Origin of the sequence: Onishia taeanensis (assembly GCF_900100755.1) — a bacterium.
GTDB lineage: Bacteria > Pseudomonadota > Gammaproteobacteria > Pseudomonadales > Halomonadaceae > Onishia > Onishia taeanensis.
Map to the genome: position 1 here is coordinate 500,775 of NZ_FNCI01000001.1, position 17,589 is coordinate 518,363.

Below are 17,589 nucleotides of genomic sequence, written 5' to 3' on the forward strand. Positions count from 1 at the left end.
TCTGCTGCTGGGTAGCTTCCAACTTCCAACTTCCAACTTCCAGCTTCCAGCTTCCAGCTTACGCCTTGCGACGCCGACTCGATAGGCTCAGCCCCGGCAGAACCAGCAGGGTGGCGGCGAGCCAGGCAGGCCAGCTGCCGGTGCGGGTAAAGGGCGTTGTGCCCTGCATGGCGTACACTTCGCCGCTGAGGGCGGTGGCGGTGAACTGCGGGGCGCGTGCGGTGATGTGGCCCTGGTCATCGATGATGGCGGTAACGCCGTTGCTGGTGGCACGCATCACGTAGCGTCCATTCTCCAGCGCCCTGAGCCGGGCCATCTGCAGGTGCTGAAGCGGGCCCAGTGAGTCGCCGAACCAGGTGTCATTGGAGACCGTCAGCAGGATCTCGGCATCCCGGGCGCGTGACGCCACCAGGTCGGCAAAGATGATTTCATAGCAGATGGCGCTACCGATAGAGAGCCCGTCCGCCTGGATGGGCGACTGCGGGCCCTTGGCCGGCGTCATCGTCGGCGCTGGCAGGTCGAAAAAGGCCACCACGCCTCTCAACAGACTCTCCAGTGGCAGGTATTCGCCGAAGGGCACCAGGTGGGCCTTGCGGTAGGCGCCGCTGGCATTGCCAAGTCCAATCACGCTATTGAAATAGCCGCCCGCGTCGCGTTGAAGAATCCCGGTGAGGAGCGCCGTATCGGGAGCAATACCGGCCTGCAGGCGTTCGAGCAGCGGCATGGCCTGGTCTTCGAACATGGGCAGGGCGGCTTCGGGCCAGACGATCAGGTCGGTATCATCCGCGACGCCGGAGGTCATGGTGCTGTAGGTGTTCCAGGCGTCCCGCTGTCCTTCGGCGCTCCACTTGGTCAGCTGCGACAGGTTGCCCTGTAACAGCGCCACACGAGTGGGATCTTCCGACTGGCGCGTCCACTGCCCCGGAAGCGCCAGGGGCACCAGCCATAGCACGACAATGATCGCGGCCGGCGCCAAGCGGCGGCGCAGCGCCTCGACCCCCAGGGTGCCGGTCAGCGCGGTGATCAGCGACAGCAGGTAGACGCCGCCCACCGGCGCCCAGGGAGCAAGGGGCGAATCCACCATGGAGGTGCCGCTGAGCAGCCAGGGGAAGCCGGTAAACAGGTAGGTGCGAAGCACCTCGCCCAGCACCCAGGCACCTGCGAAGCTGAGTGCCGCAAGCCTGGGCCCGGTGAGGCGCCGATAGAGCCACAGGGTGACGGCAGGAAAGAGGGCCAGTGCCGCGACGAAGAGGGCGGTGAGCATCCCCGCTACCGGCATGCTGGTGTAGCCGTAGTCATGGATCGATATGTAGACCCAGGTCGCGCCGCTACCGAACAGGCCAAGGCCGTAGCACCAGCCCTTAAGAGCCGCTTGCAGCGGGCTTAGGGCCTGTATGCCCAGATACATCAGGCCAATCGCGACCGGGGCTAGCCACCAGAGGGAGAAGGGGGCGGCGGACAGGGTCGTCAGTCCGCCGGCAATCACCGCGAGCAGATAGCCGATCGCGGGGCTCAGGTGTCGTTCACTCATTATCAGTCTCTTATGGCGTCCATGCGGCGCACCTTCAGGCTCGGTTTCGACCTGCGTCAGGTGCGGCTCTCCTCGGCTTGTTGCGTCTCGGCCTGTTCGGCTTGCAGCAAGCGGATGCGACGATTGTCGGCGTTGAGCACCGTGAAACGCCATTCGCCGAGCTCGGCGAACTCACCGCGCCTGGGGAGATGGCCGAAGCTCTGCATCACCAGGCCGCCTAGGGTATCGAATTCCTCATCGGAGAAATCGGTATCGAAGCGCTCGTTGAAATCCTCGATCGGGGTCAGGGCGCGGATCGCGTAGCAGCCGTCTCCCAGGTCGCGGATGTCCTCTTCCTCGTCGATATCATGCTCGTCTTCGATATCGCCGACGATCTGCTCGAGAATATCCTCGATGGTGACGATACCGGCGGTGCCGCCGTACTCGTCGACCACCACGGCCATATGGTTATGGGTCTCGCGGAATTCCTTGAGCAGGCTGTTCAGGCGCTTGGACTCGGGCACGAACATGGCCGTGCGCAGGATATTGGTGAGATCAAAGCTGTCGCGATTCTCCTGGCTCTTCATGAGTAGCGGCAGCAGATCCTTGGCCAGCAGGATGCCCTTCACCTCGTCCAGATTCTCGCCGATCACCGGATAGCGCGAGTGGCCGGTCTCGAGAATCACCGACAGGTAATCCTCCGGCGGCTGGTCGGCGGCGATGGCCGTGACCTGGGAGCGGGGAATCAGCACTTCTCGGACCTGCTGATCGCTGATTTGCAGGGCGCCTTCGATAATGGTCAGGGCGTCCTGATCGAGACGCAGGCGTGGGCCGGCCTCGCGAAGGAATTCCCTCAGCTCATCCCGTGAGCTGGGTTCTTCGGAGTCGGAGCTGAAAGCGGTGAACAGTTTTTCGAGCCAGGATTTGTTGCTCTGACTACTCGATCGATCTTCGCTCATGCGTAGGGTCTCTTTTCCTCGGAACCAAGGTCGAGATGGTCGGTGGCATACGGATCTTGGATAGCAAAGCCAGCGAGGATGACCCTCTCCAGGTCCTCCATGCGCTCGGCTTCATCATCCTCGATATGGTCATGCCCCAGCAGATGCAAGGTGCCATGCACCACCATGTGAGCGTAGTGAGCCGACAGCGACTTTTCCTGCTCTTGGGCTTCACGGACCACTACGGCATGGCAGATGACCAGGTCGCCGAGCAATGGCAAGGTCAGGCCCGGCGGTGATTCGAAGGGAAAGGAAAGTACATTGGTCGGGCGGTCGCGGTCGCGATAGTCGCGATTGAGGGTCTGACTCTCCTCGGCCTCGACGAAACGCACCGTCACTTCCTGGCGCGTTTCGCCCTCATGCTGGTCAAGCGTGGCGCTGATCCAGTGCTCCAGTTCGTCCTGGCTGGGCAGTGCCGCGATGTCGTTGTCAGCCTCGAGAGCGATCTGTCGGTCGACGATGACTGGCGGAGGTTCACTGATCATGATGATTCCCCGTAGTCGGCTGGGCCCTGGCTCTGACTCTTGCGTATCTGACGCTCCTCGGCCTGTGCTTCACGGCGGGCATCGCGCTGTTCGCGACGCGCGCGCTCGGCGTCTTCCTGCTCGGCCTCGAAATGATCGTATGCCTCGATGATCCGCTGTACCAGCGGATGGCGCACCACGTCCTTGGCGGCGAAGTGAGTGACGCCAATGCCCTGCGTATCCTTGAGGACGTCGAGCACCTGGATGAGCCCCGAGCTCTGCCCTCTGGGCAGGTCGACCTGGGTCACGTCGCCCGTGATCACCGCCGTCGAGCCGAAGCCGATACGGGTCAGGAACATCTTCATCTGTTCGCGAGTGGTGTTTTGGCTCTCGTCGAGGATGATGTAGGCATTGTTAAGCGTACGGCCGCGCATATAGGCAAGCGGCGCGATCTCGATCACCTGACGCTCGATCAGCTTGTTGACCTGCTCGAAGCCGATCATCTCGTACAGGGCGTCGTACAGCGGCCGCAGATAGGGGTCGATTTTCTGGGCCAGGTCGCCCGGCAGGAAGCCGAGCTTCTCGCCGGCTTCGACGGCGGGGCGCACCAGCAGAATGCGGCGCACTTCCTGGCGATTGAGGGCTTCCACGGCGGCGGCGACGGCCAGATAGGTCTTGCCGGTACCGGCCGGCCCGATGCCAAAGTTGATGTCGTGAGCCCGAATGCTGGCGACATAGCTCTGCTGATTCTGCCCCCGCGGCTTGATCAGCGCCTTGGGGGTGCGCATCAGCAGATCGCTGTCGCCGATGGCATCCTCTTCTTCCTCGATGGCCTCGAGGCCAGATTCCTGCAGGAAGAGGTGGACCATGTCTGGCGTCAGGTCGCTGGCCTCGGTTTCACGGTACAGACGCTCGAGCACGTTGGCAGCCGCCTTGGACCTGGCGCCAGGACCGGCCAGTTGGAAGGTGTTGCCGCGGTTGCGCAGGGTCACGCCCAGGCGCTCTTCGATCAGCTTGAAGTGTTCGTCACGCTGGCCGCTCAAGTTAGCCAGGCGACGTGGGTCATTGGGCTCGAGGGTCAGTGTGATGATGCGGTTGGCCTGAGAGGTTGTCTGGCTCAAGTCGAGAGGATCCCGTGCGTTGGAGGTGGATGACGGCAGCTTACTGCCCGGGGCCTGCTGGGGGCAATGCCCGTGACGACGCCAGTGCAGGGCAGGGCGTCGTCAGCGGCTCACAATGGGAGCGGATGGGGCCTAGTAGCAGGCGGGGGATGCCAATTCGCCGCGCAGCGAGTTGGGCAGTGCCTCGGTGATTTCCACGTCGACGAAGTGGCCGATCAACTCGGCCGGGTTGGGGGCGCGGAAATTGACCACCCGGTTGTTCTCGGTGCGCCCGGTCAGCTGTCCCGGGTCTCGCGGCGAGAAGCCGGTGACCAGGATGCGCTCGACGTTGCCGACCATGCGCCGGCTGATCTGCATCACATTCTGGTTGAGGCGCTCCTGGAGAATCGCCAGGCGCTCCTTCTTGACCGACTCCGGTGTCTCGTCCTCGAGCTCGGTGGCAGGGGTGCCCGGCCGTGCCGAATAGACGAAGCTGAAGGAGTGATCGAAGCCGATGCGATGGATCAGGTCCATGGTGGCTTCGAAGTCGGCCTCGGTTTCTCCCGGGAAGCCGATGATGAAGTCCGAGGAGAAGCTGATTTCCGGACGCAGCTCGCGGATCCGCTCGAGCTTGTCGACATATTCCTCGACCGTATGGCCACGCTTCATGGCCGCAAGGATACGATCCGAGCCTGCCTGGACGGGCAGGTGCAGGTGGCTGACCAGTTCGGGAATCTCGCCGTAGGCGTCGATCAGCGAGTCCGAGAACTCCACCGGATGCGATGTGGTGAAACGGATGCGGTCGATGCCTTCGACGGCGGCCACGCAGGCGATCAGTTCGGCCAGGTCGATCTCGTCGCCGAGCTGGTTTTCACCGCGGTAGGCGTTGACGTTCTGCCCCAGCAGGTTGATCTCGCGCACGCCCTGGTCGGCCAGGTGAATGACCTCGTCCATCACCGACTCGAACGGCCGCGAGATTTCCTCGCCGCGGGTGTAGGGCACCACGCAGAAGGTGCAATACTTGGAGCAGCCTTCCATGATCGAGACGAAGGCGGTGGCGCCATCCGAGCTTGGCTTGGGCAGGTGGTCGAACTTCTCGATTTCCGGGAAGGTCACGTCGACTACCGAGATCGGGTCGGCGCTCTTGTTGCGGGCATCGAGCATGGTCGGTAGGCGGTGCAAGGTCTGGGGGCCAAACACCATATCGACGTAGGGCGCCCGCTTGCGCAGGGCTTCGCCTTCTTGGCTGGCCACGCAGCCGCCGACGCCGATCACCAGGTCCGGGTTCTTTTCCTTGAGCTTCTTCCAGCGGCCGAGCTGGTGAAAGACCTTTTCCTGCGCCTTCTCACGGATCGAACAGGTGTTGAGCAGGATGACGTCGGCATCACGCTCGTCGTCGGTCATTTCCAGCTTGTGGGAGTCACCGAGCAGGTCCGCCATGCGGGCGGAGTCATACTCGTTCATCTGGCAGCCGTGGGTCTTGATGAAGAGTTTCTTCGTCATAACAATGGGCCGAGACTGGGTGCGTCTCGGCGCGTCCGTCACCGAAATTGGGAATGAGGTCGGGCAGGGCCCGAGGCCGGGCGGCCCTTTCTATAGATGCGTAGATTATACGTATCCAGCGGCGGCGCGGCCAGCGCACCAAGGCTGTGGTATTCTGGCTGCCGTTGGGAAATCCGGCGCGCATCGTGGTGTGACAGCTAGGTTAAAAATTGAACAATCCGTGGCAATTCCAGGCCTTGCGCCGATTACCACGCGATCACGGTCGGTTTTCCCAAGACTTATCCACAGAAAGTGTGGATGGGATAAGGTCTCATCGCAGTGCCATCGCACAGGACGTGCGGTGGCCGGAGCAACTTCGCGTGGGCAGGCACCTAGGAGCCTCCATCGCCCTGAAAGACGGCAGACTTATGCGAACATTCAACTCTGTGATGCTGGGGATTTCCCTGGCCACTTTGACGCTTGGGGCCCAAGCCCAGGAGACCTCAGATCCGGACCTCTGGGTATCGGATGATCTCACTACCTTCGTGCGCAGCGGTCCCACCGACGGCTACCGTATCGTTGGCACCCTGACGGCCGGTGACCCGGTCGAGCTGCTCGATACCAGTGGTGACTACTCGCTGGTCCAGGGGCCGGGGGGCGATCAAGTGTGGATTCTTTCTTCCGATCTTCAGGAGGAAAAAAGCGCTACCGCCCAATTGCCGGCCCTGCAGGAGCGGGTGAAGACGCTGAGCACTGAGCTCGAAGGCATCAACGAGCAGTGGGAAGGGCGACTTGCCTCGACGACGGCGGCGCTTGAGCAGCGCGAAACGCGGATCAGTGATCTCGAAAACCGCAACCAAGCGTTGCAGGACCAGTACAGCGAGGCGCAGGAAAATCTGCGCGGCCTGCAGGCCCGGCTGGACACCCAAGAAGAAGACCTGCTGCTGCGCTACTTCATGTACGGTGGCGGCGTGGCCGGGGCTGGCCTGCTGATTGGCCTGATCATTCCCCACCTGCCCAGGCGTCGCAAGAAAAACGATCGCTGGTTCTAGTAAAGCGCTGATGGAAGGCCGTGGGTTACCCAGCGGGTATCCCATGCCCCAACCCATGCAAGAGGAGCGGGCATGAACAATGAGTGGATCTCGCGCTGGCGCGAGGGACGGATCGGCTTTCATCGCGACGCCGAACATCCGGCCTTGGTCCGCCATTGGCCAGCGCTTGGCGTCGAGCCGGGAACCAAGGTGCTGGTGCCGCTGTGCGGCAAGAGTCTGGACATGCGCTGGCTGGCGGCTCAGATGCACCCGGTGCTGGGTATCGAGCTTGCCTCGCTTGCCATCGAGCAGTTCGTGGCGGCCGGCGGGGAGTCGTCTCGTTATCGCCAGGGCGATTTCGAGATCTGGCGACAGGGCAGCATTGAGCTCTGGTGTGGCGACTTCTTCCATTTCCACACCCAGCAGGCAGCCGACCTCGGTGCTTTCTACGACCGCGCGGCGCTGATTGCGCTGCCACCGGCGACCCGGCAGCGCTATGCCTTCCATCTCGCCCAGCTGATGCCACCCGGCGCCCGAGGGCTTCTGATCAGCCTGACCCGCGCGCCGGGTGACGATGCTGGGCCGCCTTACAGCGTGCCGGCCGATGAAGTGAGAGAGCTTTTTGGCGCCAACTTCGAGGTGACTCACCTCGAGGATGGCGAGCCGGAAGACAGCGGCTGGCAGGAAAGCGTATGGTCGCTTCAGCGTCGTGGTCCCCGGGCCGATCGGGAATAGGTCCGGTAACGCGACGCTAGTCTCAGGGTGAGGGCCGGCCTAAGGCGCGCTTGTCGACTGAGCTTGCTAGATCGCCGACCCCTTGTTCATTGCCTGTTGGATGGCTTTCTCTCTGCCTATACAAGAATGCCCGGCCATGGCCGGGCATTCTTTTCTCGTCTGCAAGCGCGAATGTTTAGCGGGACAGTAGCTGCCCCATCGCCGGATCACCGAAGGCCCTGTCGAGGCCATCGCTTAGCAGCTCGTTGATCATCTGGGTGTTGTCTTCCTGGTTGGGGCGCACTGCATAGGACTGGTTGCGCCTCGAGGTATAACGGCCCACATAGCTTTCGCCCCCATTTTGGGCCTCGGCCTCGAATACCGCCTCGAGCTCTGCCTCGCCGAGCAGCGGCTGGCTGTTGCCGTGGGCATAATCCAGGCGCTTGAGGGTCAGGGTTAGCCGTGGGCGCTGCGCACCGGCGTCGCCGGTGGGTGTGAAGCCCATCTGGCGCAGCGCATATTCGGCCTGGGAGGCGAGCTGGGGGAGTACGTCGGCAGTCTGCAGGGTGATGGTGTCGGTGCCCATGACGGCACCGCTGCGGCTGCCCAATACATCGCTTTCGCGGCCGTCGATCACCGTCAGCGTGACCGCCTGCCCGCTGCCGCTTTCAGGCAGATCGCTGCTTACCTTCGGGTTGGCCTGGATGTATTGCGGGCTGCTGGCACAGCCGGCCATGGATAGCAGCAGAGCCATCAACATCAGGCCCAAGGCTGTCTGCCATGCAGTCGATTGGTGAGTCTTCATGAGGAAGCGTCGTGTCATGATCAAGGTCCTTATGCAGAGGCGGAAGCCGTGTCTTGCTGCCGAGTATATCCATGCAGGCACCAAAGGCCGAGCAGGGGGCCCGGTAACAGCAGCCAGGCAAGCCAGGCGCCGGTGTGCTGCCACAGCGGAATCAGGATCAGCAGCGATAGCATGGAGATCGCGAAACCGATGGCGTTTTGAAGCGTGAGTGCGCTGCCCACGATATGGGCCGGGCAGGCCTTGGCCGAGAGCGCGGAAAACTGCGGGGAATCGACCACCGCCAGCGCGTTCCATAGCGCCAGGAAGCCCACCAGCACGCCCCCTGGTAACCCGCCCAGCAGCGGGTAGAGCGCACAGCAAAGGCCCGAGCCCGCCAGGGCGAACTGTGCCACGCGGCGGCTGCCCAGGCGAGTGCTAAAGGCGCCGCCAATCCAGCAGCAGGGCCCGCCAATGGCGATCAGCGTGAAGGCGCCGAAGGCCAGCTCGGCGGTGCTCAGTGACGGCCAGCGTGACGCGAGCATCAGCGGCAGCAGCGCCCAGAGGGTGTAGAGCTCCCACATGTGGCCGAAGTAGGCACCGGCAGCATGGCGGAAGTTGCGGATGCGAAAGGCCGCGAGGCCACCCAGGGGCAGGCCAGGCTTCGTGCCACCATTGGGGCTAGCCGCAGGCTCAGGACTGGCACCTGCCGGACGCGGTGCCTCGCCGAGTCGCCAGACCATGACGCCCCCCAGCACCGTCAGCAGCGACGCGCTCCAGATGCCGCCTCGCCAGGATAGGGTGATCTCATCGAGAGCGGTAAGGGTGCGCAGGCCGTGGGGCAGGGCGGTGCCCAATACCAGCATGCCGACCAGCCAGGCCAGACCCACGCCGCTACGTCCCGGCGTCCAGCCCACCATCAGCTTCATGCCGACCGGATAGATGCCTGCTAGACACAGGCCGGTGATCACCCTGAGTGTTACCGCCATATCCAGGCCGCCGGCCATCGGCAGCAGGGCATTGGAGAGCGCGCCGAGCAGACAGCAGGCGGCGAAGAGTCGGCTGGCATCGAGGCGGTCGGCGAGACCGGTAAGGCCGATGGTCAGGGTGCCGAGCAGGAACCCGCCTTGAACGGCGCCGGTCAACCAGCCCAGGTCCGATGGGGCCAATGACCATAAGGTCATCAGCTCCGGAAGCACGGCGTTGGGCGTGAACCAAAGCGCGGTGCCGAACAGCTCGGCGATGGCAAGAATCAGGGTGGGCATGAGCACCAGAGCGAGTGGGAAAATGAAACGGCCCGGCGGTGCCGGGCCGTCAATCTAAGGTAAAGCCTAGAGCAAGGTCTCGTGGAATATTAGAGCCCCATGGCCGAAGAGGTCGAGCGCCGCGGATCGGCACCGCCGAAATACTCCCCATCGAGGATCATGATCGACTGGGCAGCCCCCATGGCGTCCTGCAGGCTGATGGTATGGCCCTTGGCCTCGAGTAGCGCGATCGTATCCGGGCTGATGCCATCTTCGATGCGAATCTCGTCCGGCAGCCACTGGTGGTGGATGCGCGGGGCGCTGACCGCCGACTGGATGTTCATGCCGTGATCGATGACGTTCATCAGCACCTGCAGGGTGGTGGTGATGATCCGTGATCCGCCGGGGCTGCCGGTAATCAGGAAGTTATCGCCATCTTTCTTGACGATGGTAGGCGTCATCGACGACAGCATGCGCTTGCCGGGCTCGACCTTGTTGGCCTCGCCGCCGATCAATCCATAGGCGTTGGGTACGCCTGGCTTGGCCGAGAAATCATCCATCTCGTTGTTGAGCAGGAAGCCGGCTCCGTCGACTACGATCCCCGAGCCGTAGCTGAAGTTGATGGTGTAGGTGTTGGACACCGCCAGGCCATTGTCGTCGACGATCGAGAAGTGGGTGGTCTCGTTGGACTCATAGGGTAGCGGGTTGCCGGGTGCCAGAGAGGTGCTGGGGGTGGCTTCGTCCATGCTGATGCCCTGGCGCAGTTCGTCGGCGTAGGCCTTCGCGGTGATGCCATCGAGGGGCACGTCGACGAAGTCGGTATCGCCCAGGTACTCGGAGCGGTCGGCATAGGCGCGCTTCATGGCTTCGGCCATCACATGGATGGTCGCGGCGGAGTTGAAGCCCATCGCGCCGATATCATAGTCCTCGAGGATGTTGAGCATCTGCACGATATGGGCGCCGCCGGAGGAGGGCGGGCTCATGGCGTAGATGTCATAGCCGCGGTAGGTGCCGTGGCTCGGTTCGCGGATGATCGGCTGGTAGGCGGACAGGTCTTCCAGGGTGATCAGGCCGTCGTGGGCCTGCATTTCGGCGACGATCAGTTGTGCCGTCTCGCCCTCGTAGAATTCCTGGGCGCCATTGTCGGCAATGCGCTGCAGGGTGGCGGCGAGATCCGGCTGGCGGAAGATCTCGCCAACCTGATAGTCACTGCCATCTGCCTTGAAGAACTTGGCTCTCGATGCCTCCCAGGGCTCGAAATTCGCCCGTGCATCCCGAATACCGTCGACAAAACGCTGGGGCAGCGGAAAGCCGTTTTCAGCCAGATCGATGGCCGGTGCCAAGGCCTCGGCAAGACTCATGGTGCCGTGTTTTTCAAGGGCCATGGCCAGGCCGGCAACGGTTCCAGGCACGCCGGCCGCCAGGTGAGTGAAGCGTGAGCGCTCGGTGACCGCGTTGCCGTCGGCATCCTGGAACATGGTCTCGGTGGCGGCGGATGGCGCCATCTCGCGGTAGTCGATGGCGATGACCTCACCGCTGGATTCATCCGAAATCAGCATGAAGCCGCCACCGCCGATATTGCCCGATCGGGGCTGGGTGACGGCCAGGGCGAACCCAGCGCTGACGGCTGCATCTACCGCATTGCCGCCCGCCTCCAGTACATCATGAGATACCTGGGAGGCGAGGAAATGGCTGGTGGCCACCATGCCGTGCTCGCCAACCACCGGGTGGAAGCGTTCACCTTCGAGGATGGCCTCCTGAGCGAAGATACCTGGTGCGAGTGACAGGGTGCCGACGAATAGGCAGAGGGCTAGTGAACGTCGCATTGGGAACTGGGGCATGACCGTATCCTTGGTGGTGTGTCCTCCTCCACTATTGTTGCTATGTGCAAGGGGCGCAAGGACTCAGCAGTCGAGCTGCAAACAGCGTCTATCAGGCGAGACATCAGCATAGGACCCCGCCGGCGGGGCGGTTTTGCATTCGGGGGTCTGTAAGGCGGCCAGCCGTGGGTTAGAATGATCGGCTTTCACTGGACTCCCACGAGGTCATTTCGTCCCATGCGCGACTTCAAGATTGCCCCTTCGATCCTTTCCGCCGACTTTGCCCGGCTGGGTCAGGAGGTGGACGACGTGCTCGCCTCCGGCGCCGACATCGTCCACTTCGACGTCATGGACAACCATTACGTGCCCAACCTGACCATCGGGCCGATGGTCTGCGAGGCGCTGCGCAAGCATGGTGTCACCGCGCCCATCGATGCTCATCTGATGGTCAAGCCGGTGGACGACCTGATCCGGCAGTTCATCGATGCCGGGGCGACCTATATCACCTTCCATCCCGAGGCTTCAGATCACATCGACCGCTCGCTGCAGCTGATCCGCGACGGCGGCTGCCAGGCCGGCCTGGTATTCAACCCGGCCACGCCGCTGCACTATCTTGACTACGTGATGGACAAGCTCGACATGGTGCTGCTGATGAGCGTCAACCCCGGCTTCGGCGGCCAGTCGTTCATTCCCGGCACGCTCGACAAGCTGCGCGAGGCGCGCCAGCGCATCGATGCCAGCGGCCGCGATATCCGCCTCGAGATCGACGGCGGGGTGAAGGTCGACAACATCGCCGAAATCGCCCGTGCCGGGGCCGACACCTTCGTTGCCGGTTCGGCCGTTTTCAAGGCGCGCAGCAACGACGACCCGCACCACTATGACAGCGTGATGCAGGCGTTCCGCGACGAACTGGCAAACACCTGAGCGGCTCGATGGAATCGTCGTGCTGGCACCTCTACGTGCTCAGAACCGCCGCCGGTCATCTCTACACCGGTATTACCACCGATGTGGCAAGGCGCTTCAAGGAGCACCATGAGGGCGTGCGCGGTGCCAAGGCGCTGCGCGGCAAGGGGCCGCTGACGCTTTTGCACCATGAGGCCATCGGCGAGCGGGGCGATGCGCTGCGACTCGAGGCGCAGGTAAAGCGCCTGTCGCCGGCCGGCAAACGCGCCTGGCTCGAGGCGCGACGCTCGGACCACACTGATATGAATTGAGCGCCAAAACGCTGCCATAACGGCTGCGATGCTCTATACAAGGATGAACGGCCGGCAGCGAAGAGGTTGCCGTGCCTGTTGGCGATATCATGTCGCCGATGCTGATCACTATATCTGACCACCCCGGCGGCGTGCATGCCGCCTGATTCGTCGAGGAAACGCTATGGAAATGGATGCCCTTATCACCTACCTGCAGACCACTGGCGCTAGCTTTGCTATCGATCTGGTGGCGGCACTCGCCATCTTCGTGATCGGTCGTTGGGTGACGTCAGTGGTGCATCGTCTAAGCATCAAGGCCATGGAGCGTGCCAAGGTCGAGCCGCTGCTGGTCAAGTTTCTTGGCAACATCCTGAGAACCTTGCTGCTGATCGTGGTGGTCCTAGCCGCCATCAGCCAGCTCGGTATTCAAACCACTTCGCTGATTGCGGTGCTCGGCGCTGCCGGCTTGGCCGTGGGGCTGGCGCTGCAGGGCTCGCTTGCCAACTTTGCCGCCGGGGTGCTGGTAATCATCTTTAGGCCTTATAAAATCGGCGATTACGTCGAGGCCGGCGGAGTGGCCGGCACCATCGATGACGTGCAGATCTTTACCACCGAGCTCAAGACCGGCGACAACCGCAAGATCATCGTGCCCAACGGCCAGATGATGAGCGGGGCGATTACCAACTACTCGTCCCATGACACGCGCCGTGTCGACCTGGTGGCAAGCGTTGGCTATGACGCCGATATCGATGTCGTGCGCCGGGTGCTGGAAGAGGTGGTGGCCAAGGACTCTCGGGTGCTGGCATCGCCTGCGCCCAATATCCGCATGAGCGCTATGCTGGATTCCAGCGTCGACTGGATCGTGCGGCCCTGGGTCAAGGCCAGTGATTACTGGGACGTGTACTGGGAAATGACCGAGGAGATCAAGCGGCGCTTCGATGCCGAGGGCATCAGCATTCCCTTCCCGCAGCGCGACGTGCACGTGTATCACCATGATGAGCAAAAGGGTGAGCAGAGCGGCCTCTGAGGGCCGCGCTGACGCTCTGCTTGTGAACACGAAAAGGCCGCTGAGCATCCTCGGCGGCCTTTTCGTATCGGCGGCGTTTAGCGATTACCGTCAGGTGCTACGCAGAGGCCAGCGCCTCGAAGACGCGTGCGACCGCTTCGGCGCCTGGGTCGATCACCCCCTTTAGAGCGCTTTCCGGCACATAGGCCGAGCGTCCGGCGTTGGCCTGGGTCAGCGCTGCGGTGGCTTTTGCTCCATCGCGGGCCGCTTGCGCTGCCTGTGGCAGGGATTCGCCACGCTGCATGGCCTCGATTGCCGGCACCAGTGCATCGATCATGGTGCGATCGCCGGGCTTGGCGCCGCCATAGGCCTGCATCTTCTCGACGCCAGCGGCAAGGGCCGTGCCGAGAGTGTCGTGCCGGTCCAGTGCGGCGCCGGCAGCGGTAAACAGAATCGACAGCAGCACGCCGCTGGAGCCGCCCATGTCGCGAGACAGGAGCTGTCCGATGCCGGCAAACAGCGACGGCAGTGCCTGCGTATCGAGTCGCCTTGCCTCTAGTGCTGCGGCAATGGAGTCAGCCCCACTGCGCATGCTGGCCCCCGCGTCACCATCGCCACTCTTGGCATCTAGGGCGTCCAGTTCCTCACGCGCTTGGCGCAGGGTGTCGATGACGCGCTGAAGCAAGGCGTTAACGCCCTCGTCCTGTGGGGCATTGTCGCTCAGTGAATCTCGATCCTGCCGAGTATCCGGCGTGAAATACTCGGGAGGTGCGACCGTTTTCAGTCCCGGCCAGGCGGGGGCCTGGGTCGGTGCCGTAAGGGCGGTCACGAAGGCGTCCTGTACCGAGAGCAGGGTGATGGAAAATCCGTGCATGTCCAGCGACGTCATCAGCGGGGCTGGCCCGATCAAGTGAGCGACCTGCTCGACGCCCAGTTGACGCAACAGGCTATCGGCCAGCACCCCGAGTTCCTGCGTCGAGCAACCGCCAAGATCGTTGAGCATGACGATCCAGGGTCCCGACAGTTGGCGCTCGGTGAGCTGGAGGCGGAGGGGATCCAGCACCAGGCGCATGGCCTCGTCGGCGCTCTGCGGGTCCACTGTGCGGGTGCCGGCCTCATTGTGGATGCCCAGCCCCAGTTCCGGAGAGCGCGCCGCCGGGTCCTGGCCCGGCTGAGCCGCTGGGCGAAGGGCCATGCCCATCGAGCCCATCTGGGCACACAGCGTTTCGGCCTGGAGGCGGATCGCGTCGAGTGGCGTCTTCTGGCTTGCCAGATAGCCCGCAAGCTTGTGGATTAGCAGGGTGCCGGCAATGCCGCGGGGCTGCGGTGCCTTATCGATCGCCACATCGTCGGCCACGATGATCATGGCGACATCAAGCCCCTCGCCACGGGCGCGTTCGGCGGCGAGGCCAAAATTCAGGCGGTCGCCGGTGTAGTTCTTGACCACCAGCAAACAGCCGGCGTCGCCGCAGACCTCACGGATCGCCGCGAGCACCGCCTCGACGCTGGGGGAGGCGAAGAGGCTGCCGGAGATCACTCCGGTCAGCATGCCTTCGCCGACAAAGCCTGCGTGGGCGGGCTCGTGGCCGGCGCCCCCACCGGAGAGCACCGCGACTTGCTCACGGCCCTGGTCCTTTCTGTCCCACTCCTTGCGGATCAGGATGCGCAGACCGCTTTCCGGTTCGGCCATGCGCAGCGGCGATGTGGTCGCGACACCGCCGAGTATTTCATCAACGACGTTTTCCGGCGCGTTGTAGAAACGATCCATGTCTTACCCCCGGCCTTCCTGTCAAAGGCGTGATCGCGTATTCAAGGTGTCATCTCATGCTCAGACTGTTCGTTCCTCTCGAGGCCGTCAATGCAGTTTCATCTTGGGCTTGAGGAAGCGATTGAGACCATCGACGACGACCGTCATGCCGGTCTTCACGGTGCCGTGGATGGCGAGCTGGTGCATGCGATACAGCGAGGCATAGAAGACCTTGGCCAGGCGCCCTTCGATAAACAGCGAGCGTGCGGAGGCGCCACGCATCAGCGAGCCCACGGCGTCGAAGTGGGCAAGCGAGATCAAGGAGCCACGGTCATGGAAGGTGAAGTCCTTGAGCGGCTTGTCGTTGAGGGTGGCGACCAGGTTGTGGAAGAGGGTGCCCGCCTGCTGATGCGCGGCCTGGGCCCGTGGTGGCACCGTCTTGCCATCTTCCTGAGGGCAGCTGGCGCAGTCGCCAAAGGCGAAGATATGCGGGTCATCGATGCTCTGTAGGGTCCGTTCGACCTTGAGCTGATGGTTACGCTGCGTCGACAGTCCCAGCTCGGAGAGAAACTCCGGCGCCTTGATGCCCGCCGCCCAGACGTTGAGATCGGTCTCGATGCGGGTGCCGTCGGCGGTCATGAAGCCTTCTTCGTCGGCGCAGGTCACCTTGGTATCCACGTGCATATTGACGCCGAGGTTTTCGAGCTCCTTATGCACCGCTTGGCTGATGCGCTCGGGAAGGGCCGGCAGAATGCGTGGCGCCGCCTCGATCAGGTGGACCTCTAGCTGCGTGCTCTCAAGCGAGGTGAATCCATAGCTATTGAGCATCTTCGAGGCGCCATATAGTTCGGCGGCCAGCTCCACGCCGGTAGCGCCGGCCCCAACGATACCCACCGCCAGCTTGGGGTGAATGCGACGTTCGGGGTCGCTATAGCGTAGGAAGGTGTTGAGCATGTCATGGCGGAAGGCTTCCGCCTGGTGCGGACTATCGAGGAAGTGGGCATGTTCGGCTACGCCAGGGGTACCGAAATCGTTGGATACGCTGCCCAGTGCCATGACCAGGTAGTCGTAGTCCAGCTCGCGGGAGGGCAGTACCACCGTTTCGCCGTCGTCATCGATAATCGGCGCCAGGGTCAGCTTCTTGGCGTCGCGATCCAGGTTGCTCAGGGTGCCACGTTGGAAGCGATAGCCGTGGGCCTTGGAATGGCCTTGGTAGGACACTTCGTCGAGGCCGGAGTCGAGGACACCGGTAGCGACTTCATGGAGCAGCGGTTTCCAGATGTGGGTGGGGTTTCGGTCGACCAGCACGATCTCGGCCCGCTGGCGTTTACCCAGCTTGCGACCCAAACGCGTCACGAGTTCGAGCCCGCCGGCGCCACCGCCGACCACCACAATGCGTGGTAGAGACATGAGACACTCCGTTGATGGATGTGAAGATTGAGAAACGCGAGAATCGCCTGAGTCAGGCAGGGCGTCTCATGAGGGATGCTGGGCGCGACAATGCGCTAGCGTCGATCCCCGAGGGCTCTCCACCTGGTAGCGGCGACGGCTGATGTCTAGGATATGCCTCTGCTCGGCATATGCCTATGGGCAAAGGCGAGTTTTGATCATGTTTTTTCGTAATATTACATGCATGAAGTGGATCTTTATGCATCAGGCATACAAAACGCATTGATTGGAAAGGGAATTTTTATGCATGACGTGATTCGCGATATGCGAATGGTGGCCTTCGATCTCGATGGCACTCTGATCGACTCGGTTCCCGACTTGGCGGCGGCGCTCGACGCCTCCCTGGTGGATCAGGGCATGCCCCCGGCCGGTGAAGCGCGGGTGAGAGACTGGGTGGGCAACGGCTCACGGCGCCTGGTGGAGAGCGCTCTTGGCGATGCGCTGAAGAGACCTGTGGAGGCGGATGAACTGGAGGCCTGCCACGCACGCTTTCTCGCGCACTACCATGCCTCGCCAGTCGCATTCACCAAGCTGTATCCCGGTGTGCGCGAGGCCATTGAAGGCCTTGCCGCCAGCGGATTATCGCTGGCGCTGATCACCAACAAGCCCAAGGCCTTTATCGCTCCGATCCTTGAGCACTTTGATCTGGCCGGCAGCTTTGGCCTATGTCTAGGCGGCGACTCGCTGGACGAGAAGAAGCCAGATCCCACCCCGTTGCTGCACGCGGCGGCGTATTTCGGGGTATCGCCAGACGCCTGCCTGATGGTGGGTGATTCCCGCCACGACATCGAAGCAGGCAAGCGCGCGGGCTTTCGAACACTGGCCGTACCTTACGGCTATAATCACGGCGAATCGGTGCTCGACAGTCATCCCGATGTGCTAGTTGAATCGCTTTCTGAACTCGTTTAGTGTGAATCCGTGTGTGGCGGCATAAAAACCGCCGAATCAATAAGATCCTGCCATAACGGATTCCCTCATGACGCCGGACACCCGTCATTCCTCTCAAGATGTTCGTTGCCACGGCCTCAAAGGCCTGATGCGTGACGTCAA

At 62.8% G+C, this 17,589-nt stretch carries 16 protein-coding genes; 6 read left to right on the forward strand and 10 right to left on the reverse strand.

The window, feature by feature from the left end; translation table 11 throughout:
• Positions 1–58: 58 nt before the first annotated feature.
• The 5 genes from lnt to miaB all read right to left on the reverse strand — a co-directional run bounded on the left by lnt (position 59) and on the right by miaB (position 5,575).
• Positions 59–1,531 carry an apolipoprotein N-acyltransferase gene (lnt, locus tag BLR71_RS02370; RefSeq protein WP_092522676.1) on the reverse strand — a complete coding sequence of 491 codons (1,473 nt, stop codon included), beginning with the start codon at positions 1,529–1,531 and terminating at the stop codon, positions 59–61.
• A gap of 56 nt (positions 1,532–1,587) precedes the next feature.
• Positions 1,588–2,469, reverse strand: coding sequence for an HlyC/CorC family transporter (locus BLR71_RS02375; protein WP_092522678.1), 882 nt, complete (start codon positions 2,467–2,469; stop codon positions 1,588–1,590).
• Positions 2,466–2,993, reverse strand: coding sequence for an rRNA maturation RNase YbeY (gene ybeY, locus BLR71_RS02380; RefSeq protein ID WP_092522680.1), 528 nt, complete (start codon positions 2,991–2,993; stop codon positions 2,466–2,468). Before ybeY ends, BLR71_RS02375 begins: the two co-directional genes overlap by 4 nt.
• Positions 2,990–4,093, reverse strand: a complete 1,104-nt coding sequence (locus BLR71_RS02385; RefSeq protein WP_092522682.1) for a PhoH family protein — start codon at positions 4,091–4,093, stop codon at positions 2,990–2,992. Before BLR71_RS02385 ends, ybeY begins: the two co-directional genes overlap by 4 nt.
• A 132-nt stretch (positions 4,094–4,225) precedes the next feature.
• Positions 4,226–5,575 (reverse strand): tRNA (N6-isopentenyl adenosine(37)-C2)-methylthiotransferase MiaB, encoded by a 1,350-nt coding sequence (miaB, locus tag BLR71_RS02390; RefSeq protein WP_092522684.1) that lies wholly within the window; start codon positions 5,573–5,575, stop codon positions 4,226–4,228.
• A 407-nt stretch (positions 5,576–5,982) separates the two neighbouring features.
• On the opposite strand from miaB, the gene BLR71_RS02395 reads away from it, so the two are divergent.
• A complete protein-coding gene (locus BLR71_RS02395; protein ID WP_092522686.1) occupies positions 5,983–6,606 on the forward strand; it encodes a TIGR04211 family SH3 domain-containing protein in 624 nt (207 codons plus the stop codon).
• A 72-nt stretch (positions 6,607–6,678) separates the two neighbouring features.
• Positions 6,679–7,320, forward strand: coding sequence for a thiopurine S-methyltransferase (locus tag BLR71_RS02400; RefSeq protein ID WP_092522688.1), 642 nt, complete (start codon positions 6,679–6,681; stop codon positions 7,318–7,320).
• A gap of 175 nt (positions 7,321–7,495) precedes the next feature.
• Here BLR71_RS02400 and BLR71_RS02405 read toward each other — a convergent pair whose 3' ends face one another.
• The 3 genes from BLR71_RS02405 to ggt all read right to left on the reverse strand — a co-directional run bounded on the left by BLR71_RS02405 (position 7,496) and on the right by ggt (position 11,165).
• On the reverse strand, positions 7,496–8,122 hold the full coding sequence (locus BLR71_RS02405; RefSeq protein ID WP_245696314.1) for a YajG family lipoprotein: 627 nt from the start codon (positions 8,120–8,122) through the stop codon (positions 7,496–7,498).
• 11 nt (positions 8,123–8,133) lie between these two features.
• Positions 8,134–9,345, reverse strand: a complete 1,212-nt coding sequence (locus BLR71_RS02410) for an MFS transporter (RefSeq protein WP_092522690.1) — start codon at positions 9,343–9,345, stop codon at positions 8,134–8,136.
• An 89-nt stretch (positions 9,346–9,434) separates the two neighbouring features.
• Positions 9,435–11,165 carry a gamma-glutamyltransferase gene (gene ggt / locus BLR71_RS02415; protein ID WP_092522692.1) on the reverse strand — a complete coding sequence of 577 codons (1,731 nt, stop codon included), beginning with the start codon at positions 11,163–11,165 and terminating at the stop codon, positions 9,435–9,437.
• A gap of 216 nt (positions 11,166–11,381) precedes the next feature.
• Here ggt and rpe point away from each other — a divergent pair, with 216 nt between their 5' ends.
• From rpe to BLR71_RS02430, 3 genes are all read left to right on the forward strand, one after another.
• On the forward strand, positions 11,382–12,068 hold the full coding sequence (rpe, locus tag BLR71_RS02420; protein WP_092522694.1) for a ribulose-phosphate 3-epimerase: 687 nt from the start codon (positions 11,382–11,384) through the stop codon (positions 12,066–12,068).
• Positions 12,069–12,076: 8 nt separating this feature from the next.
• On the forward strand, positions 12,077–12,358 hold the full coding sequence (locus BLR71_RS02425) for a GIY-YIG nuclease family protein (RefSeq protein WP_092522696.1): 282 nt from the start codon (positions 12,077–12,079) through the stop codon (positions 12,356–12,358).
• A 169-nt stretch (positions 12,359–12,527) separates the two neighbouring features.
• Positions 12,528–13,364, forward strand: coding sequence for a mechanosensitive ion channel family protein (locus BLR71_RS02430; protein WP_422730752.1), 837 nt, complete (start codon positions 12,528–12,530; stop codon positions 13,362–13,364).
• Between the two features lie 97 nt (positions 13,365–13,461).
• Here BLR71_RS02430 and BLR71_RS02435 read toward each other — a convergent pair whose 3' ends face one another.
• The gene (locus BLR71_RS02435; protein ID WP_092522700.1) at positions 13,462–15,111 is read right to left on the reverse strand and encodes a dihydroxyacetone kinase subunit DhaK; all 1,650 of its coding nucleotides are present in this window, start codon (positions 15,109–15,111) and stop codon (positions 13,462–13,464) included.
• 87 nt (positions 15,112–15,198) lie between these two features.
• Positions 15,199–16,500, reverse strand: a complete 1,302-nt coding sequence (locus BLR71_RS02440; protein ID WP_092522702.1) for an NAD(P)/FAD-dependent oxidoreductase — start codon at positions 16,498–16,500, stop codon at positions 15,199–15,201.
• Positions 16,501–16,719: 219 nt separating this feature from the next.
• On the opposite strand from BLR71_RS02440, the gene BLR71_RS02445 reads away from it, so the two are divergent.
• Positions 16,720–17,448 (forward strand): phosphoglycolate phosphatase, encoded by a 729-nt coding sequence (locus BLR71_RS02445; protein ID WP_340147950.1) that lies wholly within the window; start codon positions 16,720–16,722, stop codon positions 17,446–17,448.
• Positions 17,449–17,589: the final 141 nt, after the last annotated feature.

What these genes read in the sequence shown, in the direction of transcription:
- lnt (WP_092522676.1), bottom strand. Translation starts at nt 1,531, where the DNA reads ATGAGTGAACGACACCTGAGCCCCGCGATCGGCTATCTGCTCGCGGTG.
- BLR71_RS02375 (WP_092522678.1), bottom strand. Translation starts at nt 2,469, where the DNA reads ATGAGCGAAGATCGATCGAGTAGTCAGAGCAACAAATCCTGGCTCGAA.
- ybeY (WP_092522680.1), bottom strand. Translation starts at nt 2,993, where the DNA reads ATGATCAGTGAACCTCCGCCAGTCATCGTCGACCGACAGATCGCTCTC.
- miaB (WP_092522684.1), bottom strand. Translation starts at nt 5,575, where the DNA reads ATGACGAAGAAACTCTTCATCAAGACCCACGGCTGCCAGATGAACGAG.
- BLR71_RS02395 (WP_092522686.1), top strand. Translation starts at nt 5,983, where the DNA reads ATGCGAACATTCAACTCTGTGATGCTGGGGATTTCCCTGGCCACTTTG.
- BLR71_RS02400 (WP_092522688.1), top strand. Translation starts at nt 6,679, where the DNA reads ATGAACAATGAGTGGATCTCGCGCTGGCGCGAGGGACGGATCGGCTTT.
- BLR71_RS02405 (WP_245696314.1), bottom strand. Translation starts at nt 8,122, where the DNA reads ATGACACGACGCTTCCTCATGAAGACTCACCAATCGACTGCATGGCAG.
- BLR71_RS02410 (WP_092522690.1), bottom strand. Translation starts at nt 9,345, where the DNA reads ATGCCCACCCTGATTCTTGCCATCGCCGAGCTGTTCGGCACCGCGCTT.
- ggt (WP_092522692.1), bottom strand. Translation starts at nt 11,165, where the DNA reads ATGCCCCAGTTCCCAATGCGACGTTCACTAGCCCTCTGCCTATTCGTC.
- rpe (WP_092522694.1), top strand. Translation starts at nt 11,382, where the DNA reads ATGCGCGACTTCAAGATTGCCCCTTCGATCCTTTCCGCCGACTTTGCC.
- BLR71_RS02425 (WP_092522696.1), top strand. Translation starts at nt 12,077, where the DNA reads ATGGAATCGTCGTGCTGGCACCTCTACGTGCTCAGAACCGCCGCCGGT.
- BLR71_RS02430 (WP_422730752.1), top strand. Translation starts at nt 12,528, where the DNA reads ATGGATGCCCTTATCACCTACCTGCAGACCACTGGCGCTAGCTTTGCT.
- BLR71_RS02435 (WP_092522700.1), bottom strand. Translation starts at nt 15,111, where the DNA reads ATGGATCGTTTCTACAACGCGCCGGAAAACGTCGTTGATGAAATACTC.
- BLR71_RS02440 (WP_092522702.1), bottom strand. Translation starts at nt 16,500, where the DNA reads ATGTCTCTACCACGCATTGTGGTGGTCGGCGGTGGCGCCGGCGGGCTC.
- BLR71_RS02445 (WP_340147950.1), top strand. Translation starts at nt 16,720, where the DNA reads ATGCATGAAGTGGATCTTTATGCATCAGGCATACAAAACGCATTGATT.